This is a genomic window from Pseudomonas helleri, from assembly GCF_001043025.1.
Lineage (GTDB): Bacteria > Pseudomonadota > Gammaproteobacteria > Pseudomonadales > Pseudomonadaceae > Aquipseudomonas > Aquipseudomonas helleri.
Genome location: NZ_JYLD01000021.1, coordinates 11,042 through 37,190, shown reverse-complemented (window position 1 = coordinate 37,190; position 26,149 = coordinate 11,042). Strand labels below are relative to the sequence as shown.

The window sequence follows — 26,149 nt, the reverse complement described above, 5'->3', positions numbered from 1 at the left end:
CTTTCGAACCGAAACTTAGAGCCCACATGTCCAAGCGCAACACGCCCCAACGCAGACACAACATCATGGCCTTGCTCACCGAGCAGGGCGAAGTCAGTGTGGATGAATTGGCCAAGCGCTTCGAAACCTCCGAGGTTACGATTCGCAAGGATCTGGCGGCACTCGAAAGTAATGGCTTGTTACTGCGTCGTTATGGCGGCGCCATCACCATGCCGCAAGAACTCGTGAGTGACGTCCCTCAGCCTGTCTCCCTCTATAAGCAAGCCATCGCCCGTGTGGCCGTCGGCCTGATTAAAGAACACGCGCGGATCATCATCGACAGCGGCAGCACCACGGCGTCGATGATTCCGCAACTGGGCCTGCAACCGGGTCTGGTAGTGATGACCAACTCGTTGCACGTGGCCAACGCGCTCAGTGAACTTGAGCACGAACCTGTGCTGTTGATGACCGGCGGCACGTGGGATCCGCACTCCGAGTCCTTTCAGGGACAGGTGGCGGAGCAAGTGTTGCGCTCTTACGACTTCGACCAATTGTTTATCGGTGCTGACGGGATCGACCTGCAGCGTGGCACGACAACTTTTAACGAGTTGTTGGGTCTGAGCCGGGTCATGGCTGATGTCGCGCGTGAAGTGATTGTGATGGTCGAGTCCGACAAGATCGGCCGCAAAATACCCAACCTGGAACTGCCCTGGAGCAGCGTCCATACCCTTATTACAGATGATCGCCTGCCCAAAGAGGCACGCGAACAGATTCAGGCCCGGGGCATAACACTGTTATGCGCCGCCCTCGATTAGGAGAAATTTATGTGTGGAATCGTTGGCGCAGTCGCCGAACGTAATATCACGGCCATTCTGCTCGAAGGCCTGAAGCGTCTTGAGTACCGTGGCTATGACAGCGCCGGTGTTGCCGTGTTTACCAACAACGGTACGCTGGAGCGCACGCGCCGTAACGGCAAAGTGTCTGAGCTGGAACAAGCCCTGGCCGGTGAACCGCTGGTGGGCCGTCTGGGCATCGCCCACACCCGTTGGGCCACCCACGGTGCACCGTGCGAGCGCAATGCGCACCCGCATTTTTCGGGCTCGGATCTGGCTGTTGTGCACAACGGCATTATTGAAAACCACGAAGCCCTGCGCGAACAGCTTAAAGGCCTGGGTTACGTGTTCACCTCGGACACCGACACCGAAGTCATCGCCCACCTGCTGCAACACAAACTCAAAGAACAAACCGACCTGACCGAAGCCCTGAAGGCCACCGTTAAAGAGCTGCACGGTGCATACGGCCTGGCCGTTATCAGCGCCAAACAACCTGATCGCCTGGTGGCTGCCCGCAGTGGTAGCCCGCTGGTGATTGGTCTGGGCCTGGGCGAAAACTTCCTCGCGTCCGACCAATTGGCCCTGCGCCAAGTGACTGACCGCTTCATGTACCTGGAAGAAGGCGACATCGCTGAAATCCGTCGTGACAGCGTGCAAATCTGGGATGTGGACGGCCAGACCGTTCAGCGCGAAACCGTTCAATACCGCGACGGTGCCGAAGCGGCCGATAAGGGCGAGTTCCGTCACTACATGCTCAAAGAAATTCACGAGCAGCCAAGCGTTGTCCAGCGCACCCTGGAAAACCGTCTGGGTCAGGACCACGTTCTGGTGCAGGCCTTTGGCCAAAACGCCAAAGAACTGTTCGCCAAAGTGCGCAATGTCCAGATCGTGGCCTGCGGTACCAGCTACCACGCCGGTATGGTTGCGCGTTACTGGCTGGAAAGCCTGGCGGGCATCCCGTGCCAGGTCGAAGTGGCCAGCGAGTTCCGCTACCGCAAAGTGGTGGTTCAGCCAGACACCCTGTTCGTGTCGATCTCACAATCGGGCGAAACCGCTGACACCCTGGCAGCGCTGCGCAACGCCAAAGAGCTGGGCTTCCTCGGCAGCCTGGCGATTTGCAACGTCGGCATCAGCTCGCTGGTTCGTGAGTCTGACCTGACCCTGCTGACCCAAGCCGGTCGTGAAATTGGCGTGGCCTCGACCAAAGCTTTCACCACTCAATTGGTCGGCCTGCTGCTGCTCACCTTGTCCCTGGGCCAAGTGCGCGGCACCCTCGAAGCCGGTGTTGAAGCGCAACTGGTTGAAGAACTGCGCCGCCTGCCGACACGTTTGGGTGAAGCCCTGGCGATGGACGCTACCGTTGAGAAAGTCGCTGAACTGTTCGCCGACAAACACCACACCCTGTTCCTGGGCCGTGGTGCGCAGTACCCGGTGGCGATGGAAGGCGCGCTCAAGCTCAAAGAAATTTCGTACATCCACGCTGAAGCGTACCCGGCGGGCGAACTGAAACATGGCCCGTTGGCACTGGTGGACAACGACATGCCGGTGGTCACCGTTGCGCCGAACAATGAACTGTTGGAAAAATTGAAATCCAACCTGCAAGAAGTTCGCGCCCGTGGCGGCGAGTTGATCGTCTTCGCTGACGAACAAGCCGGCATGAGCAACGGCGAAGGCACCCATGTGATCAACATGCCGCACATCCACGACGTGCTGGCGCCGATCCTCTACACCATCCCGTTGCAACTGCTGTCTTACTACGTGGCCGTGCTCAAAGGCACCGACGTAGACCAGCCGCGCAACTTAGCTAAATCGGTGACTGTGGAATAAGTTTTTCCACGGCATTGGGTGAACACATTCAACCCGCACCCAGCGGGTTGAATGTTGAGCATTGAAACTTCCACAAACCTGCCAGACACGAAGCGTGTGAAAACCTTCGCGCCTGATGGATCAACACGCAGTAAAAGCCGCAATTAAAGGTGGAAGTCGCCCGCAGCCTCCGGCTGGTAAAGCACTTTCCTGATTTCTATCCGGCGGGTCTTGTCTGATATTCGCCAGTCAATGGCGTCCCCTTCCTGATAACCCAGGATGGCGGCACCGATGTCGGAATAAACGGAATGTTTTCCGCTGTTGCTGTCGGCGTCTTCGGGGTAGACCAAGGCCACTTCGATCTCTTCGTCGTCCAACTGCAGCAAGGCTCTGGAGTTCATCGTGACGACATTGGATGCCACCTGCTGCGGCTTGACGACAATGGCACGCTCAAGCTCATGTTCGAGCTCAACGACGGCGGGGCCTGTTTCGAGCGCGATCAGTTGTTCGAGCCTGGCCTTGTCGATTTCAGTAATGAAGATTTTGGTGGCGTTACTCACGGCCCCTTCGCGCAAGAGCTGGAGATAGCGTCCTGCCGCCATGGAAAATGACTTCAATGTCGGCGTTTCGCTCTCAAGCACAAAACCACTGCGCACAAAGGCTTTGAGCGAGCGCGTGTTGTCCGGATGGATCTTGGCGATGAGCTTCTTGGCCCGCATGTCGAGGAAGGCCAGTTTCATGCCTTCCTGGATCGTGCGGGCGCCAAGGTTGCGGCCCCATTTGTCGCTGTCTCCGATGACCAGGACTATCTCGCAATCCGGGCCGGTTTTGATCAGACGGACAAAGCCGACCGGAGCGTCATGCCTGTCAAAGGCCATGAAGAACCGGCCGCCCTGGTTGAATAGATGAGTCAGGATCGGCAGTTGTGTCCGATCAATGGCGTGCCCAATGGCGCGCGAAACATGACGAGAATCGCTCAGGTAGCAGGTGACACGTTCATCCTCCAACCAATCCATCAACGTCAGCGCGTGCGCCCGAGTAATTTCAGGGCACAGCGAAATGAAAGGCTTGTTCATCTTGACCACACTTATTTGTTAAGGATGGAAGCCCTTCATGGCCAGAGTCATGACGGTTCTTCGGCAACCGGCCATTTTATGGCATGACGCCTGTAAAGCCGAATTCAAAGCCGCTTTTGGAGGGATGGCTACGGTTTTTTGGTTGTTTTACCCAACTCTCTACGTTCAAACCCTTCGACCCACTTTATGCAGATCGCAGGCAATCAGGAGCTCGAAAATCGATGGACAGCACCTTTAAAAACATCAGCCAACGCATGAACAATCGCCGGTTCGCCGTGGCGAGTAACGCTAGCGGGTTATCCGACGCCAGCACGGTGTTCCACTACCACGTCGATGGCAATGCGATCACCGGGACTTACCAGGGCGGGCATATCTGCACGGGGCATTTGGTCGGTCGCGCCACCGGCCCCGACAGCATCGAGTTGCTGTACCACTGCCTGACCGCAGAGGGCGAGTTGCTGGCCGGTTGGTCGCGGGGCACGGTCGGTGTCGATCACGCCGGGCGCACCACACTGGAGTTTGTCTGGGGCTGGTTATCGGGTGCGACCGGGGGTGGGGAGTCGAGCTACGTTGAGCTGGATGCGTGAGGCGTTATGAGCTAAATCAACACGCCTAGGCCAAACAGTTATTTCATATCTAAAAAAATGCTCGTTAGGCTATAAAAACCGGGCCGCCGGATATGCACATTTCATTTTCCGATGGCCGGTTCTGCCTGCTCCAGCAGGAGCCGCATCGCACTGACGATGCCGTGATTAATGAGCAATAAACTCTTAAAAAATATAAATCCAATTTACACCGACTTTTATAAATCCATGGACCGTGACAGCAGCTCTCGCCAGGATGCCGGGGATATTGCGCAGGCCAGTGTTGAGCGGTTGCTTAAGCTGCCCGCTGAGCAAGAGGTTCGATCACCTGCGGGGTTGCTTCGGCAAATCGCCCGTAATTTGAAAATCGATCTTGCGCGGCATCGTCGGCGCCTGCCTATGGAATCTTTGGAGTCGCGGGTGGATGCCGAGTCGTTGCCGGCGCTGTCCCACGACATCGACCCGGAGCGCATTGCCTTGGGGCAGGAGCGGGTGGAGCTATTGTCCAAAGCCATTGATAGCATGCCGGCGCGCTGCCGCGAGGCGTTTATCCTCTCGCGCATCCACGGTCTGGCGCATAACGAGGTTGGCGCCAGCATGGGCATTTCGCCCAGCATGGTGGAGAAGCATGTGGCACTGGGTTTAAAAATTTGCCGGGAGTTTATGGATTAATGCGCGTGCCGAGGTGGGTTACTTGTCTTTCATTGCTGCTTTGCTAGCACTCTAATCAGGCGATGAACTTGCCTTTAAATGACTCGGATTACGTTAATCGCTTATTGGCGCGCAGCCGTTGCGGCGACCCACAACGCGAAGCGGACGCTCGCCTGGAATTAGAGCAGTGGGTGGCCGTGAGTGACGACAATCGGCGCTGCTATGAAGCCCAGCGACAAACCGTTATCGCGCTGGATGCCTCACTCGACAGTTTGCGCCAGCGCTACCCGCGCCACCTGGCCCCGGCGTCTGCTGCGCAGGCCCCGGCCGTTCGCAACCCCCGTCGTGGCTGGGCCTGGCCCACATGGAGCAGTGCGCTGGTGCTGCTGCTCGGGGTTGGCCTGACCTTGTGGTGGGTCAACCCGGTGTTGTCCCAGGGCGAATACGTGACCGGTTTGGGCGAGCACCGGGAGGTATCTCTCAGCGACGGCAGCCGGGTGCAGCTCAATACCAATACCCATCTGGATTTCGTGCGCAGGCTGCGCTCGCGAGAGGTGCAACTGGTCCAGGGTGAGGCGCTGTTCGAAGTCACTCACCAGGCCAATATTCCCTTCGAAGTCACGTCTTTGGACACGCGGGTGCGGGTGCTCGGCACGGTGTTCAACGTGCGTCAGTGGCAGGAGGGTAACCAGGTCACTGTGCTTGAAGGGCGGGTTCAGGTGACGCCGGACCACGAAGCCGATGCGTTGCAAATCACCCGTGGCCAGCAGTTGCGCACGCGGCATGGGTTGTTTGTCGATGGCATCCGCGATGTAGACGCCACCCAGGCGGTGAGCTGGCGTGACGGGCGTCTGGTGTTTTCTGGCGAGACCCTGGCCGAAGCGGTGGCCGAACTGCAACGCTACCGCAGCGGGCGTATCCGTATTCATGACAGCAAGCTGGGGGCGTTGCGCATCAGTGGGTCGTTCTCACTGGCCAAGCCCGATGAGCTGCTGCATGTGCTGCCGGAGTTGTTTGCGCTGAATCTGGTTATCAATCCTGACCAGAGTGTGGATATCCGCGCCCGCTAAGAGTTTGCGCAGCCGACCTGAGGCAATCCGCTGATTAAACGTCCCTGAATCAAGGGGGGTAATTTCACCCCCCTGAACCTTCAGGAACCGTTATGACCCTTCAAGAATCCCGGCCTGTCTCTGACCCTTTGCTGGCGTTGCAACAATTTGAGCAAGCTTTCTCCCAAGCGCGCCAATTGCTGATCGATACGCAAACCCTTTCGCCGACCCATGCGGGCAATATTAGCCTGCGTGTAGGGGATCAAGAGAAGCTGTTGATTGCTTCTCTGGCTGGCCCAGACGCGGGTACGGCGGTCCTGCTGGATTTCGATTTGCGCACGCACCAAGGCACGTTGTCCGCCAATCTGCAGGAAGTCGCAGCGCTGCACGTGGCCATTTTGCGCGAGCGTCCACAGGCCACGTCAGTTATCCACACCCACTCGCTGTACCTCACCGCCCATGCCATTGCCCGCCGCCCGTTGCGCCCTTACAGCTCAGGCCTGTTGGGCCTGCTGCGTGAAGACCAGCAAATCCCGGTGAGCGAGTGGGGCCCGCGTTACGCCTCTCAGCCGGTGATCGATTTGCTGCGCGACGACACCACCGCGCCAGCGGTATTGCTCGCCAACCACGGCCCGTTTGCCTGGAGTGAAAAGGGCGTGTTGGGGGCTGCGCGTTTGCTGGTCGCTCTGGAAGATGCCGCCCACCTGGCACTGCTCGCCGAACAACTGGGTGGCGCCCAGGCATTGCCCGCAGGCGCTGCCGAGTTGGCCCGTCGCGGTTGGCAAGCGCCCTGAGCACGGGCATATCTAAAGATCAAAATGATCTTATTGATTGTTGTTTTATAACCTGAGGCTGTTCGCGACCTGGACGTCATTTGTTTCGAGGACCACAAATGATGGCCAGGGAGCTCATAAATGTTTCAACCTCAATTAACGCTGTTAAGTACTGCGATTCTGTCTGGTGGTCTTCTGTTCGGGAGTGTCGCCTACGCCGCGCCGCAAGCCGGTGACGCTGTCACCGTGGCGCAGAGCATCGACCTGCCCGCACAACCTCTGCAACAAGCGCTCAACCAACTGGCGGAACAAACCGGTACCAACGTGCTGGCGCCCCAGGCATTGGTGGCGGGCAAGCAGGGCCGTTCGGTGCGGGGTAGCTTGTCGGTGGAACAAGCGCTGAACAAGTTGCTCGAAGGCTCGGGCCTGGCCGCACGCCAGACCGCCCAAGGCAGCTTTGTGATTTATGCCCTGGCGCCTTCGGCAGCGCAGGTGCCACCGCAGCTGGATCAGGTCGTGGTGGTGGGGACCCGACGCACTGACCTGACCGCGCTGCAAAGTTCTTCGCCAGTCGACACCATCAGCGCCAATGCGATTCAGGAAACCGGCTTCACCAACTTGAGCCAAGCGCTGCAAGCGCTGGTGCCGTCGTTCAACTACCCGCTGGTCAACGGTGTGGATGGTCTGTCGAGCTTCCGGGCTGCCGCCTTGCGCGGGTTGTCGCCTGACCAGACGCTGGTGCTGATCAACGGCAAGCGCCGGCACGTCTCGGCCTTCGTGAACAACAAACCGTTTTTTGGTCGCGGCTCGAACGCCGCCGACCTCAACACCATCCCGATCAGCGCCATCGAGCGCGTCGAAGTACTGCGTGACGGTGCGTCGGCGCAATACGGTTCGGACGCGATTGCCGGGGTCATCAACGTCGTGCTCAAGGAGCGCGACAGCGGCGGCGAAGTCAACACGACGATGGGCAAGTTCACCAAAGGCGATGGCTTCAGCAAAAACGTCGAGACCTGGAAAGGCTTCACCTTGCCGGGCGATGGTTTCCTCACCTTGAGCGGCGACTGGAGCAACAAGAAGCGCACCTACCCCAGCGGCAAGACCGATGACAGCGTGTACTTCTGGAATGCCAACGACCCGCGCGAAGCCACGGCCAACCGCGAATACGCCACCGGCTCGCCCGCGCTGGATGATTACAACCTGGCGCTTAACGCCGAGAGCAGCGTGACCGACCAGGTTCAGCTCTATGGCTTCGCCACCTACGGGCACCGCATTAGCCATTCGCAAAACGCCTATCGCTACCCGTATGACCAGCAAGGCCGTAACTGGCTGTCGGTGTACCCGGAAGGCTTCCAGCCGTGGCTGGACCTCAAAAGCGAAGACTACGAGGCCACCTTCGGTTCGCGCTTTGGCGATGACGATATCGGCAAGTTCGATTTGGCCGCCAGCTACGGGCGCAGCGACATCGAATACATCCTCAACAACTCCATCAACCCTTCGTTCGGCCCCGACAGCCAGCGCCGTTTTCACGCCGGCGGGTATACCTCCGACCAGACCAGCCTGACCCTCGACTACGTCAAGGATCTGCAATGGTCACTCACGGACTTCCCCGTGACCCTCGCTGCGGGGGCGGCCTGGCGCAAGGAAAACTATGACGTTAACGCCGGTGAGTATCAGTCGTGGGCCCGTGGGCCTTACGAGTTCACCGACGTGCCGCGCCGTGGTCCTGGTGTAGACCCGGGGCCTAACCCCAATGCAGGCTTTGGCCCTGCGGCGCCGGGTTATGACGTGCGGGCGGGCGTCGGCTCGCAGAGCTTCCCCGGCTACCAGCCCGGGGATGCCGGCAGCTACGACCGCAACGTCAAGGCGCTGTATGTCAGCCTGGAAAACAACCTGACCGAAAAGCTGCAAATGGGCGTAGCGGCGCGCTACGAAAAATATTCCGACTTCGGTTCGACCCGCACCGGCAAGGTGTCGGCGCGCTATGAGTTCAACCCGATGTTTGCGTTGCGCGCCACCGCCAACACGGGTTTCCGTGCCCCCAGCCTTGGGCAGATCGGCCACTCCTACACCCAGAGCACCTGGAACGGTAGCGTGATGTACGACAGCCGTACCTTCCCGGTCGACCACCCGGTTGCGCGTCTGCTTGGCGCGCAAGACCTCAAGCCCGAGAAGTCGACCAACTTCTCCTTGGGTGCGGTGTTCACCCCGTTGCCCAATGCATCGCTGACTGTGGATGTTTACCAGATCAAGTTGCGTGACCGCGTCACCCTGTCCGAGAACCAGACCAACCTGGGCGGTTTCCTCAACCCACTGGGCTATGACGTGAGCGCGGCGAGCTTCTACACCAACGGCCTGGACACCAAAACCAAAGGCGTCGACGTGGTGGGTAACTACGTGTTCGACCTCAAGCAATACGGCCGGTTGGCCTTCAGCGGCGGTTACAACTGGAACGACACCGAGATTCTCAAGCTGCCGCAAACGCCTTCGCAGTTGCTGGCCATCAACCCCAACGCGGTGTTGGTCAACCGCGAGACGGAGTACCTGATCACCGACGCCGCGCCCAGCTCCAAGCTCAACCTGACCGCGCATTACAGCTATGGCGATTGGGGCCTGCGCATCTCGGAAACACGTTTTGGTGAGTTCAAATCGGCCGATGCCCAGAAGCCGCCACGCCCCGGTTACGACCAGACGTTCGGCGCCCAATGGGTGACCGACGCCAGCGTCAGCTACCAGGTGACCAAGAACGTACGGGTGGATGTGGGTGGCAACAACATCTTTGACAGCTTCCCGGACAAGGTCAACAAACAGCGGCTGAACACCAACAGCCGGACCGTTTACTCGCTGCTGTCACCCGGTGGATACGAAGGCGCTTATTACTACGCCAACCTCAACGTGAAGTTCTGACGCCCCCTTTTCAATGCGCCGTCCGAGCCGATCGGACGGTGATGCATGGAGCCTGAGTAATGTCTTTGATTCATCAACGTGCCACCGCCGTTCGCCACACTCTCGACGCTGTACGTGCCGCAGGCCTGGGCGCCGGGCACAACACTGCCGAGCAGATAGACGCCGCCCGCGAGGCGTTGCGTAATCTCGCCGCACAGCCCGAATTGTTCCCGACCGAGCAGTATCCGTTTCGCAGCGAACTGGCCAGCGGCTTCTACCGTCTGGGCGAAGACGCCGACCGGCGCAACGCCTTGTACGTGCTGGTGGGTAAAGCACGCGCCAGCAATGCGCCGCATCGGCACCCGTCGTGGGCGCTGATTGCCGGGGTGTCCGGCAACGAACACAACGTGCTGTTTGAGCGCATCGACGATGGCTCGGAGCCGGGCAAAGGCAAACTGCGCAAGCGCGGCGAGCACTCGATCGTGGCGGGGGATGTGCTGTACATGCCCGCAGGCGATTACCACACCATCCAGGTCGACGGTGATGAGCTGGCCGTTCACCTGCACATCTACGGCATCGGCGTCGACGGCCCAGAAAACCGTGGCGCGCCGGTGTTTCGTGGCCCGGACAGCGAAGCATACGACGTGAACAACCGTGGCCCGCTGAGCCTTGGGGTACAGCGCGTGTCACTGGCGCACGTCGTCGAGGCTCACCAGGCCAAACCGCTGGCCTTTTTCGCGGTGGACCACGCCGTGCAATTGCCAGAAGAGTTGCCCCCAGCCGTGCCTGTGAGCAGCGCCGAGGGCGCGGTTTTGCCCGCCAGGCTGCCTGCGGACACGCATCAGGTGCTGGTGCTGATCGGCGACGCCGAGCCTGTGGAAGTGGTCGCCGAGCGCCTCGCCCGCGCCGGGTATGCCACGGCCTTGCGTCTTGACCCCGCCGAGCTTGCGGCGGGCTAACCCTCGCCAATTCTCCTTCACCCACTTCTTTAGCGAGGGCCTCAACATGCACCAGGTGTGCGCTGTACTCGAGTTTCTATCCGTTCGTCGCACGTTGCTGCGCCTGAGTTTTGGCCTGTTGGCACTGCTCGGCTGGAGCGTGGCACAGGCCGAGGTGCTGCTGGAGCGGGCGGTTTCCCGTGGCAGCCTGAGCGTTTGCACCGGCGAGGAATTCCCGCCTTTCAAGTTCATCGATGCCGAGGGCAACCACAGCGGCCTGATCTACGACCTGGTACTGGATCTGCAACACCAGCTTCAGCAGGCCACCGGCAAGGACCTGGGCCTGCAACTGGTGTTGGTCACCCCGGTCAACCGCTTGGCGTTTCTCAATCAGGGGCGCTGTGAACTGTTGGTAACGTCGTTGCTGGACACCCCGAGCCGTCGCCGGGAAGTGGACTTCGTCGAGCCGGGTTATTACAGCTCGGCGGCCACGGTTTTCGCCCCCAAAACCACTCGCCTCGAACACTGGGAAGACCTGCGCGGCAAGGTGCTGTGCTCGAACCCTGCCAGCGTTTGGGTGCGCCCTTACGAGGAGCGTTACGGCGTACGTTTTGCCTCTTACACCGGCAACGCCGAAGTGCGCAAAGCCGTGGCCGACGGGCGTTGCCTAGGCACTCTTGCCGATGACGTGTTCTACCGCGAGCTGGCCAAAGACCCGAACTGGCAAGACTACGAAATCAAATTGCCCAGCCAGGATGCCGCGCCTTGGGGTATCGCCCTGCGCAAGGGCCAACCTGAGCTGCAAGCCTTGCTCGGCAAAGTGGTTGAAGGCTGGCATCGCTCCGGGCTGATCATCGAGCTTGAGAAAAAATACGGCATCGAAGCCAACCCTTGGGTGGCCGAGCAGCACGCCCGTTATGCGCAGGGGAGTGCAGGCCAGTGATTGAACGCTATGTGCGACCGTGGCTTGAAGGCCAGGGCTTTCACCTGAGTATTCTCTGGGACCCGACGGACGCCCAGCGCTTTCTGTTGGGGCTGGGTTTCACCCTGGGCCTGGCGATTGCCAGCGTGCTGCTGTCGCTGGTGATCGGCGTGCTGGGCGTGGCGTTGAAGTCTTCACCGTGGCGGCCAGTGCGTCAGGCGGTCACCGCCTATGTCGAGCTGTTTCGTAATACGCCGTTGCTGGCCCAGTTGTACTTCTTCTACTTCGGCCTGGGTTCGCTGTTGCCGATGGTCGAGGACGCCGACGGCCATGCGGTGCGCATGATCGGTAACTTTCAGTGGGCAGTCATTGTGCTCGGGCTGCACTCGGGCGCCTTCCAGATCGAGGCGCTGCGCGGCAGCATCGACGCCGTGCCGCGCTCGACCATTGAGGCCGCGCAAGCCCTGGGCTTGCACGGGCGCAAACTGTTTCGCCACCTGATCTTGCCGCTGGCGCTGCGCAACAGTTTGCCTGCGTTGGGCAACAGCCTGGCGCAGGCGGTCAAGTCCACCTCGGTGGCCTACGCCATCGCAGTGCCGGAGTTGCTCTACGCCTGCAACCGCATCTGGACTGACAACTTCAACGTCGCCGAGATGATGCAGGTGCTGCTGCTCATGTACTTCATCCTGCTCGGCGGTTGTGCCTTGCTGATGTCGCGGATCGAAGCGCGCTTTCGCCTGCCGGGGTATCACAGCCGATGAGCCCTTTGACTCTGTTGTCTCAACGCATCCGCCCACCGCTCAACGCCTCGCGCTTTATCGCGCTGGGCGTGTTGTGGCTGGCGGCGGGTGTCGGCGTGGGGGCGGTGGCCTGGGCCTATCGCGACATCATTGCGCTGTTGCTGAACTGGACCCCCGCGCTGGCCCGCGGTTTTGCCCTGAACATTCTGATGGGCGTGGTGGCGATGCTGGCAGCGACAGTGTTCGGCACGCTGCTGGGGTGCTTGCAGGTCTCGCTGCATCGCGGGTTGCGCCAGATGGCGGTGCTGCTGACTCAATTGCTGCGCAATGCGCCGTGGCTGGTGGTGGTGTTTTTGGTGATGAACCTGCTGCCGTTTGAGTTCCAGGCGCTGGACCGCTGGTGGCAGATTCCCGATTGGCTCAAGGCTGCCTTGGGGCTCGGTTTGGCGGGCAGCGGTTACGTCTCGGAGATTGTGCGTGGCGGCATTCGTTCGATCCCCGTGGCCCAGTGGGAAGCCGCCGCCTCGCTGGCGCTGCCCCGGCGCAAAAGCCTGCGTTTGGTGATTCTGCCCCAGGCCCTGCGCAGCATGGTGCCGCCGTGGATGAGCCTGTACTGCGCCGTGACCATGGCCACCTCGCTGGCCAATTTGATGGGCGTAGAAGAGCTGATGACCAGCCTGCAACTGCGCCTCACCGGCCAGACCCGCCCGGACCTGCTGCTGCCTGCCTACCTCTACGTGTTCGTTGCCTTCTTTATCTACATCTACCCGATCTCCCGTTACTCACGGTACCTGGAGCGCAAATGGAGCCTGTACTCATGAGCCAGCCGCTGCAAATCCAGTTGGAGGACGTGTACAAATCCTACGGTGACCAGCCCATTTTGCAGGGCATTTCACTGTCGGTTCGGCGCTCGGAAATCGCCTGCCTGATTGGCCCGTCCGGCTCGGGCAAGTCCACTCTGCTGCGCACCCTCAACGCCTTGACCCCGGTGGACAGCGGGCGCATCGAGGTCTGCGGGATCCGCGTCGATGACCCGCAACTCGACGTGCCCGGCCTGCGCCGCCACGTCGGCATGATCTTTCAAAGCTACAACCTGTTCCCGCACCTCAGCGTGCTGGACAACATCACCCTGGCGCCGATTCAAGTGCTTGGCCAGTCCCGGCAAGAGGCCGAGGCGTACGCCATTGAGCTGCTGGCCAAGGTGCGTCTGGAAAACAAACAGGGTGCCTTCCCCGGGCAGTTGTCCGGCGGCCAGCAGCGCGTGGCGATTGCCCGCAGCCTGGCGATGCGCCCCGACGTGATGATGTTTGACGAAGTGACCGCGGCCCTCGACCCGGAGACGGTCAAGGAAGTGCTCAACACTATCCGCGATGTTGCCGCCAGCGGCATGACCTGCCTGATCGTTACCCACGAGATGCGCTTCGCCCGCGAAATCGCCGACACGGTGTATTTCACCGATGGCGGGCGAATCGTCGAAAAGGGCGACCCCGAGTTGATTTTCAGCCGCCCCGCCGACCCCCGAACCCAACGTTTCCTCGAACGAGTACTGTGAAGATGTCCACAAGAGAATCGCGTAGTCATTGGCTGGCCGACACCCAGCTGACCCATTTGGGGCGTAATCCGGCGAGCCACGAGGGCACGGTCAACACCCCGGTTTATCGCGTGTCGACTTACGTCTGGGAAAACACCCAGGCGCTCGCCGAATTTCGGCGCAAGTCGGCCGATCCGGAGTTTCGTGGCAATGCTTACGGGCGCAACGGCAACCCCACCACCGCAGCGTTTGAAGATGCGGTGGCCGAGCTGGAAGGCGGCTATCGCGGGCTGATCATGCCGTCGGGGCTGGCGGCGATTACCGGCGCAGTGCTGGCTGTGGCCAAGGCCGGTGACCACGTGCTGGTCACCGACAATTGTTATTGGCATGCGCGCAAAGTCTTCGACGACGTGCTGTCGCGCTATGGCATTGAAACCACCTATTTCGACCCTGAACTGGGCGCCGACATCGCGGGCCAACTGCGGCCCAACACCAAGGTGGTGTTTGTCGAGGCGCCGGGTTCCACCACTTTTGAAGTCCAGGACATCCCGGCCATCGCCAGGGCCGCCCATGCCCACGGCGCGCTGGTGTTGATGGACAACACCTGGGCCACGCCGCTGTTCTTCCGGGCTTTTGAGCATGGTGTGGATATCTCCATTCACGCGGCCACTAAGTACCTGGTGGGCCATTCCGACGCGATGCTCGGCGTCATCGTGACCACCCAGCCGCTCTATGCCCAGGTGCGTTCAGTGGTGCGCGACCTCGGCTATATCGCCAGCGCCGACGATGCGTATCTGGGCCTGCGCGGTCTGCGCACTTTGGGCGTGCGCCTGCGTCAGCATCAACAGTCGGCGCTGCGCGTGGCGCACTGGTTGCAGCAACGCAGCGAGGTGCTTGAAGTGCGCCACCCGGCGCTGCCCGGCAGCCCTGGGCATGAGATCTGGAAGCGTGACTTTTTGGGCTCGTCAGGCCTGTTTGCGTTCGTGCTCAAGCCGCTGCCCGATGAAGCGGTCAATGCCTTCCTCGACAGCCTCCAACTGTTTGCCATGGGCGCCAGCTGGGGCGGGTTCGAGAGCCTGATTGGCCGCCAGACACCGCAGCGGGCGGTCACGCCGTGGCAGGTGCCGGGCGTGCTGTTTCGCATTCATGTCGGCCTTGAAGCGGTGGACGATTTGATCGCCGATCTCGATCAGGGGCTGGCCGGTATTGCCCATCACTTTTCACCTGAAGAGGCCTGAACCATGAGCCAGACCCAAGCCCCCGTGCAGGGCGTGATCGACCTGCACAGCCATTGGTTTTCACCCAGCTCGCTGCGCTTTTTGAGTGAGCGCCAGAGCAGCCCGCGCCTTTTACCGGGCGCCGATGGCGCACCGAATTTGCACCGCGCCGGCGCTGGCACCACGGCCCAACCGTTTGCGCTGGGCAACCACTGGTTTGATCTGGACGCGCGCATCGAGCACTTCGATCAGGTCGGGGTGGCGCATCAATTGCTGTCCTGGCCGACCACTTTGGGCATCGACGCGGCGCTGTCTGCCAGCGAATCGTTGGGCTTGTGGCGCGACTACAACAATGAACTGGCGGGCGTGGTGCGCCAGTACCCGACGCGGCTCAGCGCCGTGGCGGCGTTGTCGACCTCGGACATTCAGTGGTCGGTGGGCGAGTTGCAGCGCGCCCATGAAGAGCTGGGGCTGATCGGTGCGGTGCTGCCGGTCAATGCCTTTGCCAGCTTGGCCTCCGCCAGCCGTTTTGAGCCGTTGCTGGCCAAAGCCCAGGAGCTTGGCAGCCATATTTATTTGCACACCGGTTACGCCCACCCGCAGGTGCCGGGCCAGCCACCGGTGCTGTTGCACAGTGACGCCATCGAAGCGCGGCGGGTGCTGGACATCGCCTGGCAGTTTGCCTCGGCCACCATCACCTTGGCCCACAGCGACCTGCTGGACCGCTACCCCGACGTCACGGTGCAAATCGCCATGCTCGGCGGCGCCGGCATCATCGCCAACCTGGTGGAGCTCAGCCAGGTGGCAGGCCACTTCGATGCGGTCGGCCACAGCCCGCGTTATCAGCGCTTGTTATTCGACACCGGCGCCGCTGGCCGAGGTGCCCAGGCCATCGCCCTGGCAACCCGCGTGCTGGGCGCCGAGCAACTGGTGTTTGGTTCTGACTATGCCCCGGTGCCTGACATCGCGCCGGGTATCGCCCAAGTGCTGGCCGCGCCGATTTCGGCAGCCGAGCGCGAGTTGATCCTGCAAGGCAACGGGCAGCGCCTGTTGGCCAGCAAAGGTATTTCCCTGGGTAGCTAAGGCTACCTCTCTGCCCCAAGGAGTGTCGCAATGAGTACCGTACTGCATGAAAAACCGCGTCTGGTCGCTGACCCGGTAGAGGCCTACTACACCATCTGCCCGGTGTTGGTCGCGTCCAATATTGCCGTGGAGCTGGGTTGGCTGGATGAAGAGTTCAAGCGCGCTGGCGGCAAGGCCACCTTCCTGCGTTCGTTGCCTGAAAATGGCGGCTGGCTGCCGCATTACCGTCACTCGTTTAACCCGCTGTTTCGCGATGGCGGGGCGATTCCGACCCTGTGGGCCAAGGCTGATTTGACCGACACCACGCTGATCGCCACCACCGCCAGCCAGCGCGCCGGCCAAGTGGTGGTGCGTGCAGGTTCGGGGATCCGCCGGGTGCAGGACCTGGCCGGACGGCGTATCGGCCTGTTCAAAAGCCAGAGTGACGACAAGATCGACTTCGCCCGCGCCACGGCCCAGCACGGTTTGCTGCTGGTATTGGAACTGGCCGGGTTGAGCACCGAGCAGGTGCAGTGGGTTGATCTGGCTGACGACGATGACCCAAGCTTCCTGCAACCGTCGCAGCGCCCGGTTGAACTCTGGACGCAAATCAAGGCTCATCGTGGTCAGCCGCCTGTGGATATTCAGGCCCTGGCCGATGACCGCGTCGATGCGATTCTGGTACAGGCCAGCACCGCCGCATCGCTGGTGGCGACGGGCAAATACACAGTGATCGAAGACCTGGAGCGCTACACCGACTGGACCCTGAAAATCTCCAACGGGCCATACACCACCGCGGTCAATACTGACTTCGCCCGCCAGCATCCTGAACTGGTGGTGGCCTTTCTGCGCGCCGCGATTCGGGCTGGTCGCTGGATCAATGCCAACCCCGACGCTGCCGCTGAACTGTTCACCCGTGTGACCTTCAACAGCGACCCGGCGCTGGTACGTGCGGCCCTGCACGGGCGTGATTTTGTGCCACAACTGTCGGCACAAAACCTCGCTGCGCTGGAATTGAAAAAGACATTCCTGCGCGAGCACGGCTACATCAAAGGCGACTTCCGCGTGACCGATTGGGCTGATGCGAGCTTCCTGGAACAGGCGCACGCGTCGTTGCAGGACTAATCGGGAATGCGTGGGAGCGGGCTTGCTCGCGATGGTCTTCAGGGTGCCTCATGGGCTCAGCGGATACGCGCCATCGTTAACGACCATCGCGAGCAAGCCCGCTCCCACAGAGGCAGGTTCACTGCCACATGAAGCTATACAAGCTAACCTCTCATACCGCAGGGTAGTGCGCGGCTATGGGTTGGTAATGGAACAATCAACTCAGCGCTTGGCCGGGTCTCGTTCCTTTATTGAGGCGTTTGTATGCTTAAGCATTTGTTCAAACCCGCACGCACAAGCGTGGTGTTCTTGCTGTCTTGCCTGGCAGCGTCCATCGCCTGTGCTGGCGATAAAACGACTTACCCCGATGCCGCCGCCAGTGACCCCAAGACCCTGGGTTGGATGGTCGGCGCGCCTCCGCCGCCTGACCGGATTGTGCGGTTTGCCGATGGCAGTTATTTCAAGTTTCCGGCCATGCGCTGGAGCGTTTCCAACTTCCGCCAACTGATGCCCACCACCAATGTGTCCCGTGGCTTGGACGCGCCCGTGCCGTTGGCGCAGGCGTTGCGCAGCGATATCGACGCCCTGACGTTTACGCCCCTCGGTGGGCAAAAAACGATGACCTGGGAGCAGTCGCTGGCGGCCAATTACACCGACGGCATTGTGGTGCTGCACCGCGGCAAAATTGTCTATGAGCGGTATTTCGGCGTGTTGAGCCCCCAAGGCCAGCATGCCGCCATGTCCATGACCAAATCGGTGGTGGGCACGATGGGCGCCATGCTGGTGGCCGATGGCACCCTGGATGCCAATAAAAAAGTGGCGGATTACGTGCCCGAGTTGGCCAAGTCAGCCTTTGGCAGCGCAACGTTGCGCCAGGTGCTGGACATGACCACCGGGCTTAAATTCAGCGAAGACTATGCCGATCCCAACGCTGAGGTCTGGAAGCACGCACAGGCGGGTAACCCGCTGCCCAAGCCCAAGGATTACACCGGCCCGCAAACGTATATGGAGTACTTGCAGACCGTGCAACCCGAGGGTGAACACGGTAAAGCCTTCGCCTATAAAACGGTGAACACCGATGTGCTGGGCTGGGTGATTGCCCGTGTCACCGGGAAAAACGTGGCACAACTGTTGTCAGAAAAAATCTGGCAGCGCCTGGGCGCCGAACAGGATGCGTACTTCTCTGTGGACTCCATCGGTACGCCGTTTGCCGGTGGTGGGTTGAACACCGGGCTGCGGGACATGGCGCGGTTTGGCGAGATGATCCGCAATAACGGCCAGTACCTGGGCGAGCAAATCGTGCCCAAGGCCGTGGTGGATGATATTCGCGCCGGTGGCGATAAAGCCGCGTTTGCCAAAGCCGGTTATGACCTGCTCAAAGGTGGCAGTTATCGCGACATGTGGTGGGTGACGCACAACGCCGATGGCGCCTTCATGGCGCGGGGTGTGTATGGGCAGCGCACCTACATCGACCCTAAAGCCGAGATGGTGATCGTGCGCTATGCGTCCAATCCGATTGCCGGCAACGCGGCAAACGACCCGGTGACCATCCCGGCATTCGAGGCGCTGGCCAAGCACTTGATTGCCCACCCGCAGCCGTAGACCTGCGGCTCAGGCCTGTTGAACGAACGCCAGGCGCAAGGCGAAACCGATCAGCAGGCTGCCAAATAACCACTGTTGAACACGCTGTGCCCGGGGGCTGTTGTTGAGCCATTGACCCAACGAGGCCCCGGCCATGGCGTAAAGGCTGTCAAACATCAGGCCGACGATCACCAGTACCACGCCCAAGCCAAAAAACTGTGCACCCACGGTGCCTGCCTGGTTGTCGATAAATTGCGGCAGCAGCACCGAGCAAAACAGCAAGGCCTTGGGGTTGAGCAGGTTGGTCAACGCGCCACGTCGCAGCGCGCCAGACCAGGTCAATTCAGGTTCTTTGACCACGCCCGTGGCGAGGGTCAAGTGGGTGAGCATGCCGGGTTTGAGCATGCGCACGCCCAGCCACACTAAATAAGCTGCGCCGATCAAACGCACGCCATCAAAGGTCCAGGGCGCTGTTTTAAACAGTGCAGCCAAGCCCACCGCGGCCAGAAAAACATGACAGGCCCGGGCAATGCCCAAGCCCAACGCGGTGCTGAGGGCCAATGCACGCCCATGTCGGGCACCGGTTTGCAGCAGCAATATCATGTCCGGCCCGGGCATCAGGTAAATCACAACCAGCGCAATCAGAAACATCCCCATGGCGATCCATCTCGATAGCAGGTGAGCCACGATTTTAGGGGGGAAGGCACGCGCAGGTGGTTGCGTATTCAGCCTCAAGAAGGTCTAGTCTTGGCAGAAACCACCTTTTTGATCATCAAAAGAATTTGAATATGCCAAAAATAAAATTGGATGCTTTTGACCGGCGCATTCTCGACGCTTTGCAGCGTGATGGGCGCTTTAGCAATGTGGACTTGGCCGACGAAATTGGCCTGTCTGCGTCGCCGTGTTTGCGTCGGGTTCGGTTGCTGGAAGAGGCGGGGGTGATTCGCGGTTATCAGGCCAACCTGGATCGCGATGAGGTCGGTTTGGGGTTAACGGTGTTTATCGGGATCAAGGTTGAGCGCCATCACGAAGATGAGGCGGAGGCGTTTCGTGTCGCTGTAACGGCATTGCCAGAAGTGATTTCGGCTTTTTTAGTGTCAGGAGAATCTGATTTTTTACTGCAGGTTGTGGTGCCAGACTTACGCGGGTATGAGCGATTTTTAACCGGCGTGCTGCTCAAATTGCCGGGTGTCAGTGATATTCGCAGTAACTTTGCGATCCAGACGGTTAAGGCGCCGGCTGTCCTGCCACTCAATCATTTACCGGTTTAGCCGCTTTAAATACGGTCCACGTTTCGGACTGTTTATCGCCGGCTCCGCGCCAAGATGAAGATCGCTGGCCGCCCGCAGAAGTTTCACACTGTTTGTTATATCGTAACTATATTCATCAAACAGTGGAGCTTCCATGCGTGTCGATTTAGATGCCGAGGAGGGTGGCCTTGAGTCTTTGTCTCGTTTTCAAAGTGCCACCGTTCAGGCGCGTCAACTTTTTCAGTTAGGCGTTGGACTGGCCGCCCTGGCAATCATGCTCTGGACGGTCGGTTTTTTTATTGGTCTGTTTGCCCCGAGCTCGTTGTGGCCTGCGCTGCTCAATAACAACGTCGCCGCGTTATTGGTGGTGGCGGCAGGGGCGCAATCGGCGTTTTGGGTGGCGGACTGGCGCAAGGTAGCGCTCAATCCTGCACCTGAATTGATCGAAGAACAGCCCGCCGAGCCACTCAGTGCCTACGAGCGTTTTTGCCAACGGTTGAGTCGCGGGTCGCATCGGTTTTTGGCCTCGATCGGGGCGCCGGTCTTTTGGCTGGCGGGCGTTGGTGGCCTGGCCGTGTGGTGTGTGCAGCACAGTTGGGACGTGTCGCTGGCCGGTGCCGATTTAGGCACGGCCGGGCGAGTGGCTGCTGGGGTGGCGGTGTTGCTGGCGTTTGCATTGCTGGTGTTCGAACGCTACCTGGCGCAGCAACCCGAAGCACGCTGGCCGGAAGCCCGCTTACTGGCGCCGCTGGTGCGTGTGCCGATCCTCACTTTTTTGCTCAGTGCGTTATGCCTGCTGTTCAGCAGCGCCGAGGCCGAATGGCCCGCTCGCCTTGCGGTATTGCTGGGCGTGCTGCCCGCGGCGGTGGCGATTGAGTTAATCCTTCGGGCCGTGGCGGCGATTTTCAGCCCACGCCGCGACCGGCTTGAACCGCGCATGATTGCGCAGAGTTTTATTGCCGGGATGCTGCGCTGGCCACCGCAACCGCTGCTGGCGCTGCAGCACGAATTGCATAACCGGTTTGGCATCGACCTGCGGCAAATCTGGGCGTTCAGTTACATGCGCAAAGCGTTTCTGCCGGTGCTGGCGGTCATCGTCGCGGTGGGCTGGATACTCAGCGGTGTGAATGAAGTCCCGCTGCAAGGGCGCGGCATTTATGAACGTTTTGGCAAGCCGGTTGAAGTATTCGGGCCGGGTTTGCACGCAGGGCTGCCTTGGCCGTTGGGCCGGGTGCTGATGGTCGAAAACGGGGTGGTGCATGAACTGGCGACCAGCACCGAGTCGGCGGCGGACCCTGTGCTGGCGTCGGCTGACGGCTTGCCACCGTTGACTGCCAACCGCTTGTGGGACGCGACGCATGTGAACGACAAATCCCAGGTCATTGCCAGTGGTGGCGGTGACAAGCAGGGCTTTCAGATCGTGAACATGGACGTGCGTTTTGTGTACCGCATTGGCTTGAGCGATCAGGCCGCGATTGCCGCGACGTACCACAGTGCCGATGTGCCGACGCTGATTCGCAGTACCGCGAGCCGCATCCTGGTGCACGACTTTGCCTCGCGCACCCTCGATGATTTGCTCGGCGAACAACGTACCGAGTTGGCCAGTGACATTGGCCGTGCCGTGCAGGCCGATCTGGATTCGCTGGACAGCGGCGTCGAGATTCTGGCCACGGTGGTTGAGGCTATCCATCCGCCTGCCGGGGCGGCCAACGCGTATCACGCCGTTCAGGCGGCACAAATCAGCGCCCAGGCCTTGATTGCCCGCGAGCGTGGCGCGGCCAGCGAGCAAGCCAACGTTGCGCAATTGCAGGCCAGCATGGCGCTGGACCAAGCCAATGCCTCGGCGCGTGAAGTGAACGCGACGGCGCAGACCTCGGACCTGCGCTTTGGCGCCGAACAAAAAGCCTACCGCGAGGCCGGTCACGCCTTTGTTCTTGAGCAGTATTTGAGCCAGCTCAGCCAAGGCATGAACAACGCCAAACTTTTGATTCTCGACCACCGCCTTGGGGGCAACGGCAACGCGCCGACCCTCGATCTGCGTTCTTTCACGCTGCCGGCCGATCCTGTCGCGCCGCGTAAAGCTGTTCAGTAAGGAGCTTTGTTTTGAGCCACTCACACGATCATCACGCGCACGGCGGCCACCACCACGGCCACGCGCATCACGGCCATCATCACCACCATCATGGTGACGAACATGAGCCGAGCCCGTTCCCATGGCGGCGCATGGGCTGGGCCGCTTTGCTGGTTTTATTTGCCGTAGCAGCCGCCAGCCTGGTGCAGGTGCGTTCCGGCGAAGCCACTGTTATCACCCGTTTCGGTAACCCGGCGCGGGTGCTGCTGGAGCCTGGATTGAGCTGGCGCTGGCCCGCACCGTTTGAAGTCAGCGTGCCGGTAGACCTGCGTTTGCGCACCACTTCCAGCGGTCTGCAAGACGTCGGCACCCGCGACGGCCTGCGCATTATCGTGCAGGCCTACGTGGCCTGGCAGGTGCAGGGCGATGCCGAGAACGTGCAGCGTTTTATGCGCGCGGTACAGAACCAGCCCGATGAAGCCGCCCGGCAAATTCGGACCTTTGTCGGCTCGGCGCTGGAAACCACAGCCGCCAGTTTTGACCTGTCCAGTTTGGTCAACACCGATGCCAGCCAAGTCAAAATTGCCGACTTCGAAGCGCAACTGCGCCAGCAAATCGAACAGCAATTGCTCAGCACCTATGGCGTGCGTGTGTTGCAAGTTGGGGTTGAGCGGCTGACGTTGCCGTCGGTCACGCTCACCGCCACGGTCGATCGCATGCGCGCCGAGCGTGAAACCATCGCCACTGAACGCACTGCGGTGGGCAAGCGCGAAGCGGCACAAATCCGTTCGGCGGCCGAGCGCGATGCGCGCATTCTGCAGGCCGATGCCAGTGTGAAAGCAGCGGACATCGAAGCGCAGTCGCGGGTCGAGGCGGCGAAAATTTATGGTCAGGCGTACGCCAGTTCGCCAGAGCTGTACAACATGCTGCGCTCGCTCGACACGTTGGGGACCATGGTTAACCCCGGCACCAAAGTGATTTTGCGCACCGATGCGGCGCCGTTCCGGGTGTTGGTCGATGGGCCGCCGTCCATGGATAACAAGGCTGGGTCGCATCCATGAGTGGCTCATCTGAAGACACGCCACGTGTCAGCAGCCCGTGGCAACAAGCGGGGCGTTTAGCGTTTTTGGGCTTGTATGCCGTGACGGTGTTCGCCGCCGTGGCGTGGGGTGTGTCGAATGTGCGGCAGATCGATCCGCAGAACCGCGCAGTGGTGTTGCGCTTTGGTGCGCTGGACCGCATCCAGAATGCCGGCTTGCTGCTGGCCTGGCCGCGGCCTTTTGAACAAGTGGTGATTGTGCCCGCCGCCGACCGCGTGAGTGAGCGCCGGATCGAAAACCTGCTGCGCTCGGACAGCGCCCTGCAGGCGGATCGGGTGGCCACTTTTGCCACGCCCATCAACGATGCCCTGGCTGGTTCCGGGTATTTGCTGACCGGTGATGCGGGCGTTGTGCAACTGGATGTGCGGGTGTTCTACAACGTCACCGATCCTTATGCCTACGTGCTGCAAGCGGAGCATGTGTTGCCAGCACTGGATCGTGTGGTCACCCGCAGCGCGGTGGCGCTGACCGCCGCACGGGATCTGGACACCATTTTAGTGGCGCGCCCGGAGCTGCTCGGCAGCGATAAACAGTCGGCGGAACGCCGTGAGCGTTTGCGCGGTGATTTGGTGCAAGGCATCAATCAGCAACTGGCGGCGCTGACGGCAACGGGGCAGGGCATTGGTCTGGAGGTGGTGCGGGTCGATGTGCAATCGAGTTTGCCGGGCCCGGCCGTCAACGCGTTTAACGCGGTTCTGACGGCCAGCCAGCAAGCCGACAAAGCCGTGGCCAACGCACGCAACGATGCCGCTAAAACGACCCAAAACGCCACCCAGGAAGCCGACCGCACGGTTGAGCAAGCCCATGCCCAAGCCAGCGAACGATTGGCCTTGGCGCAATCGGACACGGCGGCCATCGTCAATTTGGCCAAGGTACAACAGGCCGGTAATGACCCTGGTTTGCTGCTGCGTTTGTACCGCGAGCGGGTGCCAAAAATTCTCGGGCAGGCGGGCTCTGTGACCACCGTTGATCCTAAAGATGATTCCCGTCTGATTATTCAGGGAGCCGAACAATGAGTACGTCTGCAACGCAACCCGTGGTCAGCATGCTGAGCAGCGCCGAGCAACGCAGCGCTGCGCGGCAACTGACGCTGGCGATGCTGGCGCTGGGGTTGCTGGCCTTGGGGCTGGTGTGGCGCTGGTTCATGCCCCTGCAAGTGGGCACCAGCCAATTGTTATTGGGGTTTGCCTCGTTGTTGGTGGCGGTGCCGGTGATGCGTTCGGCATGGTACAGCCTGCGTTATCCGAGCCTGCACGGCATCACCGATCAACTGATCGCCCTGGCGATGTTGGGCGCGTGGGCCACCGGCGATTTGCTGACCGCTGCACTGTTGCCGATCATCATGATTTTTGGCCACGTGCTGGAAGAGCGCAGCGTGATCGGTTCGCAAGAAGCCATTCATGCGCTGGGCAAACTGACCCGCAGCCAGGCGCGGTTATTTCAGGCCGACGGCCGTTTGCTGGAGGTCGACAACAGCACGCTCAAGACCGGGGACCAGGTTGAAGTGCGCGCCGGGGATCGTGTGCCGGCCGATGGTGTGGTGTTGGCGGGCCAGGCCAGCCTCGACACGGCGTCGATCACCGGGGAATCGGTACCGCTGGAAGTCAGCGTGGGCATGCCCATTTACGGGGGGGCGATCAACCTGGACGGCCTGCTGCGCGTTGAGGTGACACGCACCGGTGAAGAGTCGACGCTGGGCAAAGTCATTGCCCTGATGCAAAACGCCGAACGCGCCAAGCCGCCGATCACCCGTTTGCTTGAACGCTATGCGGGCGGGTACATGGTGCTGGTGTTGATGATTGCCGCCGTGACCTGGTTTATCACCAACGATGCCCAAGCCATGCTCGCGGTGTTGGTGGCGGCGTGCCCATGCGCGTTGGTGCTGTCTGCACCGGCCACCGCCATTGCCGGGATCGCCGTGGCGGCGCGTCACGGGATCTTGATTCGCAGCTCGGCGTTCCTTGAAGAACTGGCAGATTTGACCTCCCTGGTGGTGGATAAAACCGGCACCCTGACCTACGGCACGTTGCGCCTGCAAGCCATCGACACACCGCTCACGGAGCATCAGACGTTGCTGCAACTGGCCGCCAGTTTGGGCGCTGCCAGCAGCCATCCGGTGAGCCGGGCGTTGGCCGGGCTGGTCAGCCATGACCAATTGCTGACGCTGGAGGATGTGCGCGAGCGCCAGGGTTTGGGCGTCGTGGCCAGAACCGCACAGGGCGAAGCGGCGTTGGGGCGGCCGGAGTTATTCGACCAATTGACTATTACCACAACCCCGGTGCCGGACCATGATGGCCCTATTGCAGGTCTTTCATTGGACACACAGTTTCTTGGCTGGTTATTGTTGGCAGACAGCGTTAAGCCCGAAGCCCAACAGGCGCTGCGCGAATTGCGCGAGCTGGGGCTGGGGCGTCAGGTCTTGCTGACGGGTGACCGGCAAAGTGTGGCGGACCATTTGGCGCAGGCGGTGGGCATCAGTGAAGTACAAGCCCAAGCCTTGCCCGAAGATAAATTGAAGCGTGTACTGGGCGAAATCGACAGTGGCTTCAGGCCCATGGTGGTCGGTGACGGGATCAACGATTCGCTGGCACTTAAAGCCGGCGTGGTGGGTGTTGCGATGGGGGCGGGCGGTGCGGACATTGCCCTGGCGTCATCCGACATCGTGTTGATCGGCAGTGACTTGCGGCGTTTGGGAACGTGTGTACGACTGAGCCGTGAATGCCGGCACACCCTGCAGGTCAATGTGGTCATCGGGCTGGGCTGGACACTGGCGATTGTTGCCGCCGCTGCATTTGGTTGGTTAGGGGCGGCTGGCGCCATGATTGCCGCGCTGCTGCACAACTTGAGTACGTTATTGGTGTTGGGGAATGCTGGACGTTTGCTTCGTTTTCATGAGCCGTTGGTGGCGTCAGAAACGCCGCAGTAAGGGTCTGAAAACGCATCACGCACGCTCTGGCTTCTGGCTGTCAGCTCACTGAGCTGACAGTTTCGGTTAA

General features: G+C 60.8%; 23 protein-coding genes. 21 read left to right on the top strand and 2 right to left on the bottom strand.

The window, feature by feature from the left end:
• Positions 1 to 26: 26 nt before the first annotated feature.
• Together TU84_RS23745 and glmS are read left to right on the top strand one after the other, a co-directional pair.
• Positions 27 to 794: a DeoR/GlpR family DNA-binding transcription regulator gene (locus TU84_RS23745; RefSeq protein ID WP_048373548.1), complete on the top strand. Its 768-nt coding sequence runs from the start codon at positions 27 to 29 to the stop codon at positions 792 to 794.
• Between the two features lie 9 nt (positions 795 to 803).
• Positions 804 to 2,639 (top strand): glutamine--fructose-6-phosphate transaminase (isomerizing), encoded by a 1,836-nt coding sequence (glmS, locus tag TU84_RS23740; RefSeq protein ID WP_048373545.1) that lies wholly within the window; start codon positions 804 to 806, stop codon positions 2,637 to 2,639.
• A gap of 143 nt (positions 2,640 to 2,782) precedes the next feature.
• Here glmS and TU84_RS23735 read toward each other — a convergent pair whose 3' ends face one another.
• Complete coding sequence (locus TU84_RS23735; protein WP_048373544.1) at positions 2,783 to 3,694, bottom strand: bifunctional GNAT family N-acetyltransferase/nucleoside diphosphate kinase regulator; 912 nt, start codon at positions 3,692 to 3,694, stop codon at positions 2,783 to 2,785.
• A gap of 221 nt (positions 3,695 to 3,915) precedes the next feature.
• On the opposite strand from TU84_RS23735, the gene TU84_RS23730 reads away from it, so the two are divergent.
• The 14 genes from TU84_RS23730 (at position 3,916) to TU84_RS23665 (ending at position 18,753) form a co-directional block, all read left to right on the top strand.
• Positions 3,916 to 4,281, top strand: coding sequence for a hypothetical protein (locus tag TU84_RS23730; RefSeq protein WP_048373542.1), 366 nt, complete (start codon positions 3,916 to 3,918; stop codon positions 4,279 to 4,281).
• Positions 4,282 to 4,449: 168 nt separating this feature from the next.
• Entirely contained in the window at positions 4,450 to 4,950 is a 501-nt protein-coding gene (locus TU84_RS23725) for an RNA polymerase sigma factor (RefSeq protein ID WP_053225304.1), read from the top strand.
• A gap of 68 nt (positions 4,951 to 5,018) precedes the next feature.
• The gene (locus TU84_RS23720) at positions 5,019 to 5,999 is read left to right on the top strand and encodes a FecR family protein (RefSeq protein ID WP_162207699.1); all 981 of its coding nucleotides are present in this window, start codon (positions 5,019 to 5,021) and stop codon (positions 5,997 to 5,999) included.
• Between the two features lie 92 nt (positions 6,000 to 6,091).
• Complete coding sequence (locus TU84_RS23715) at positions 6,092 to 6,772, top strand: class II aldolase/adducin family protein (RefSeq protein WP_048373540.1); 681 nt, start codon at positions 6,092 to 6,094, stop codon at positions 6,770 to 6,772.
• Positions 6,773 to 6,892: 120 nt separating this feature from the next.
• Positions 6,893 to 9,658, top strand: a complete 2,766-nt coding sequence (locus TU84_RS23710; protein ID WP_048373538.1) for a TonB-dependent receptor — start codon at positions 6,893 to 6,895, stop codon at positions 9,656 to 9,658.
• A 59-nt stretch (positions 9,659 to 9,717) separates the two neighbouring features.
• A complete protein-coding gene (locus TU84_RS25315; protein ID WP_053225302.1) occupies positions 9,718 to 10,596 on the top strand; it encodes a hypothetical protein in 879 nt (292 codons plus the stop codon).
• A gap of 46 nt (positions 10,597 to 10,642) precedes the next feature.
• Positions 10,643 to 11,518, top strand: a complete 876-nt coding sequence (locus tag TU84_RS23700; protein WP_048373537.1) for a transporter substrate-binding domain-containing protein — start codon at positions 10,643 to 10,645, stop codon at positions 11,516 to 11,518.
• Positions 11,515 to 12,258: an amino acid ABC transporter permease gene (locus tag TU84_RS23695; RefSeq protein WP_048373535.1), complete on the top strand. Its 744-nt coding sequence runs from the start codon at positions 11,515 to 11,517 to the stop codon at positions 12,256 to 12,258. The genes TU84_RS23700 and TU84_RS23695 overlap by 4 nt, the downstream gene beginning before the upstream one ends.
• Entirely contained in the window at positions 12,255 to 13,058 is an 804-nt protein-coding gene (locus TU84_RS23690) for an amino acid ABC transporter permease (RefSeq protein WP_048373533.1), read from the top strand. The genes TU84_RS23695 and TU84_RS23690 overlap by 4 nt, the downstream gene beginning before the upstream one ends.
• Positions 13,055 to 13,789, top strand: coding sequence for an amino acid ABC transporter ATP-binding protein (locus TU84_RS23685; RefSeq protein WP_048373532.1), 735 nt, complete (start codon positions 13,055 to 13,057; stop codon positions 13,787 to 13,789). Before TU84_RS23690 ends, TU84_RS23685 begins: the two co-directional genes overlap by 4 nt.
• A gap of 2 nt (positions 13,790 to 13,791) precedes the next feature.
• A complete protein-coding gene (gene metC / locus TU84_RS23680; RefSeq protein ID WP_048373530.1) occupies positions 13,792 to 15,006 on the top strand; it encodes a cystathionine beta-lyase in 1,215 nt (404 codons plus the stop codon).
• A 3-nt stretch (positions 15,007 to 15,009) separates the two neighbouring features.
• On the top strand, positions 15,010 to 16,068 hold the full coding sequence (locus tag TU84_RS23675) for an amidohydrolase family protein (protein WP_048373528.1): 1,059 nt from the start codon (positions 15,010 to 15,012) through the stop codon (positions 16,066 to 16,068).
• A 30-nt stretch (positions 16,069 to 16,098) separates the two neighbouring features.
• Positions 16,099 to 17,172, top strand: a complete 1,074-nt coding sequence (locus TU84_RS23670; protein ID WP_048373525.1) for an ABC transporter substrate-binding protein — start codon at positions 16,099 to 16,101, stop codon at positions 17,170 to 17,172.
• A 243-nt stretch (positions 17,173 to 17,415) separates the two neighbouring features.
• The gene (locus TU84_RS23665; RefSeq protein WP_048373523.1) at positions 17,416 to 18,753 is read left to right on the top strand and encodes a serine hydrolase domain-containing protein; all 1,338 of its coding nucleotides are present in this window, start codon (positions 17,416 to 17,418) and stop codon (positions 18,751 to 18,753) included.
• A gap of 9 nt (positions 18,754 to 18,762) precedes the next feature.
• On the opposite strand, the gene TU84_RS23660 is transcribed toward TU84_RS23665, so the two are convergent.
• Positions 18,763 to 19,383: a LysE family translocator gene (locus tag TU84_RS23660; protein WP_174479347.1), complete on the bottom strand. Its 621-nt coding sequence runs from the start codon at positions 19,381 to 19,383 to the stop codon at positions 18,763 to 18,765.
• A 146-nt stretch (positions 19,384 to 19,529) separates the two neighbouring features.
• Here TU84_RS23660 and TU84_RS23655 point away from each other — a divergent pair, with 146 nt between their 5' ends.
• The 5 genes from TU84_RS23655 to TU84_RS23635 all read left to right on the top strand — a co-directional run bounded on the left by TU84_RS23655 (position 19,530) and on the right by TU84_RS23635 (position 26,079).
• The gene (locus tag TU84_RS23655) at positions 19,530 to 20,003 is read left to right on the top strand and encodes an Lrp/AsnC family transcriptional regulator (RefSeq protein ID WP_048373604.1); all 474 of its coding nucleotides are present in this window, start codon (positions 19,530 to 19,532) and stop codon (positions 20,001 to 20,003) included.
• 133 nt (positions 20,004 to 20,136) lie between these two features.
• Complete coding sequence (gene hflK, locus TU84_RS23650; protein ID WP_048373519.1) at positions 20,137 to 22,074, top strand: protease modulator HflK; 1,938 nt, start codon at positions 20,137 to 20,139, stop codon at positions 22,072 to 22,074.
• An 11-nt stretch (positions 22,075 to 22,085) separates the two neighbouring features.
• Positions 22,086 to 23,114: a protease modulator HflC gene (hflC, locus tag TU84_RS23645; protein ID WP_048373516.1), complete on the top strand. Its 1,029-nt coding sequence runs from the start codon at positions 22,086 to 22,088 to the stop codon at positions 23,112 to 23,114.
• On the top strand, positions 23,111 to 24,169 hold the full coding sequence (gene hflK / locus TU84_RS23640) for a protease modulator HflK (protein ID WP_048373514.1): 1,059 nt from the start codon (positions 23,111 to 23,113) through the stop codon (positions 24,167 to 24,169). The genes hflC and hflK (TU84_RS23640) overlap by 4 nt, the downstream gene beginning before the upstream one ends.
• Positions 24,166 to 26,079, top strand: coding sequence for a cation-translocating P-type ATPase (locus TU84_RS23635; RefSeq protein ID WP_048373512.1), 1,914 nt, complete (start codon positions 24,166 to 24,168; stop codon positions 26,077 to 26,079). The genes hflK (TU84_RS23640) and TU84_RS23635 overlap by 4 nt, the downstream gene beginning before the upstream one ends.
• Positions 26,080 to 26,149 lie beyond the last annotated feature (70 nt).

What these genes read in the sequence shown, in the direction of transcription:
- hflK (WP_048373514.1), top strand. Translation starts at nt 23,111, where the DNA reads ATGAGTGGCTCATCTGAAGACACGCCACGTGTCAGCAGCCCGTGGCAA.
- TU84_RS23715 (WP_048373540.1), top strand. Translation starts at nt 6,092, where the DNA reads ATGACCCTTCAAGAATCCCGGCCTGTCTCTGACCCTTTGCTGGCGTTG.
- TU84_RS23690 (WP_048373533.1), top strand. Translation starts at nt 12,255, where the DNA reads ATGAGCCCTTTGACTCTGTTGTCTCAACGCATCCGCCCACCGCTCAAC.
- TU84_RS23685 (WP_048373532.1), top strand. Translation starts at nt 13,055, where the DNA reads ATGAGCCAGCCGCTGCAAATCCAGTTGGAGGACGTGTACAAATCCTAC.
- TU84_RS25315 (WP_053225302.1), top strand. Translation starts at nt 9,718, where the DNA reads ATGTCTTTGATTCATCAACGTGCCACCGCCGTTCGCCACACTCTCGAC.
- TU84_RS23710 (WP_048373538.1), top strand. Translation starts at nt 6,893, where the DNA reads ATGTTTCAACCTCAATTAACGCTGTTAAGTACTGCGATTCTGTCTGGT.
- glmS (WP_048373545.1), top strand. Translation starts at nt 804, where the DNA reads ATGTGTGGAATCGTTGGCGCAGTCGCCGAACGTAATATCACGGCCATT.
- TU84_RS23735 (WP_048373544.1), bottom strand. Translation starts at nt 3,694, where the DNA reads ATGAACAAGCCTTTCATTTCGCTGTGCCCTGAAATTACTCGGGCGCAC.
- metC (WP_048373530.1), top strand. Translation starts at nt 13,792, where the DNA reads ATGTCCACAAGAGAATCGCGTAGTCATTGGCTGGCCGACACCCAGCTG.
- TU84_RS23665 (WP_048373523.1), top strand. Translation starts at nt 17,416, where the DNA reads ATGCTTAAGCATTTGTTCAAACCCGCACGCACAAGCGTGGTGTTCTTG.
- TU84_RS23725 (WP_053225304.1), top strand. Translation starts at nt 4,450, where the DNA reads ATGAGCAATAAACTCTTAAAAAATATAAATCCAATTTACACCGACTTT.
- TU84_RS23745 (WP_048373548.1), top strand. Translation starts at nt 27, where the DNA reads ATGTCCAAGCGCAACACGCCCCAACGCAGACACAACATCATGGCCTTG.
- TU84_RS23660 (WP_174479347.1), bottom strand. Translation starts at nt 19,383, where the DNA reads ATGTTTCTGATTGCGCTGGTTGTGATTTACCTGATGCCCGGGCCGGAC.
- TU84_RS23670 (WP_048373525.1), top strand. Translation starts at nt 16,099, where the DNA reads ATGAGTACCGTACTGCATGAAAAACCGCGTCTGGTCGCTGACCCGGTA.
- hflK (WP_048373519.1), top strand. Translation starts at nt 20,137, where the DNA reads ATGCGTGTCGATTTAGATGCCGAGGAGGGTGGCCTTGAGTCTTTGTCT.
- TU84_RS23675 (WP_048373528.1), top strand. Translation starts at nt 15,010, where the DNA reads ATGAGCCAGACCCAAGCCCCCGTGCAGGGCGTGATCGACCTGCACAGC.
- TU84_RS23700 (WP_048373537.1), top strand. Translation starts at nt 10,643, where the DNA reads ATGCACCAGGTGTGCGCTGTACTCGAGTTTCTATCCGTTCGTCGCACG.
- TU84_RS23730 (WP_048373542.1), top strand. Translation starts at nt 3,916, where the DNA reads ATGGACAGCACCTTTAAAAACATCAGCCAACGCATGAACAATCGCCGG.
- TU84_RS23635 (WP_048373512.1), top strand. Translation starts at nt 24,166, where the DNA reads ATGAGTACGTCTGCAACGCAACCCGTGGTCAGCATGCTGAGCAGCGCC.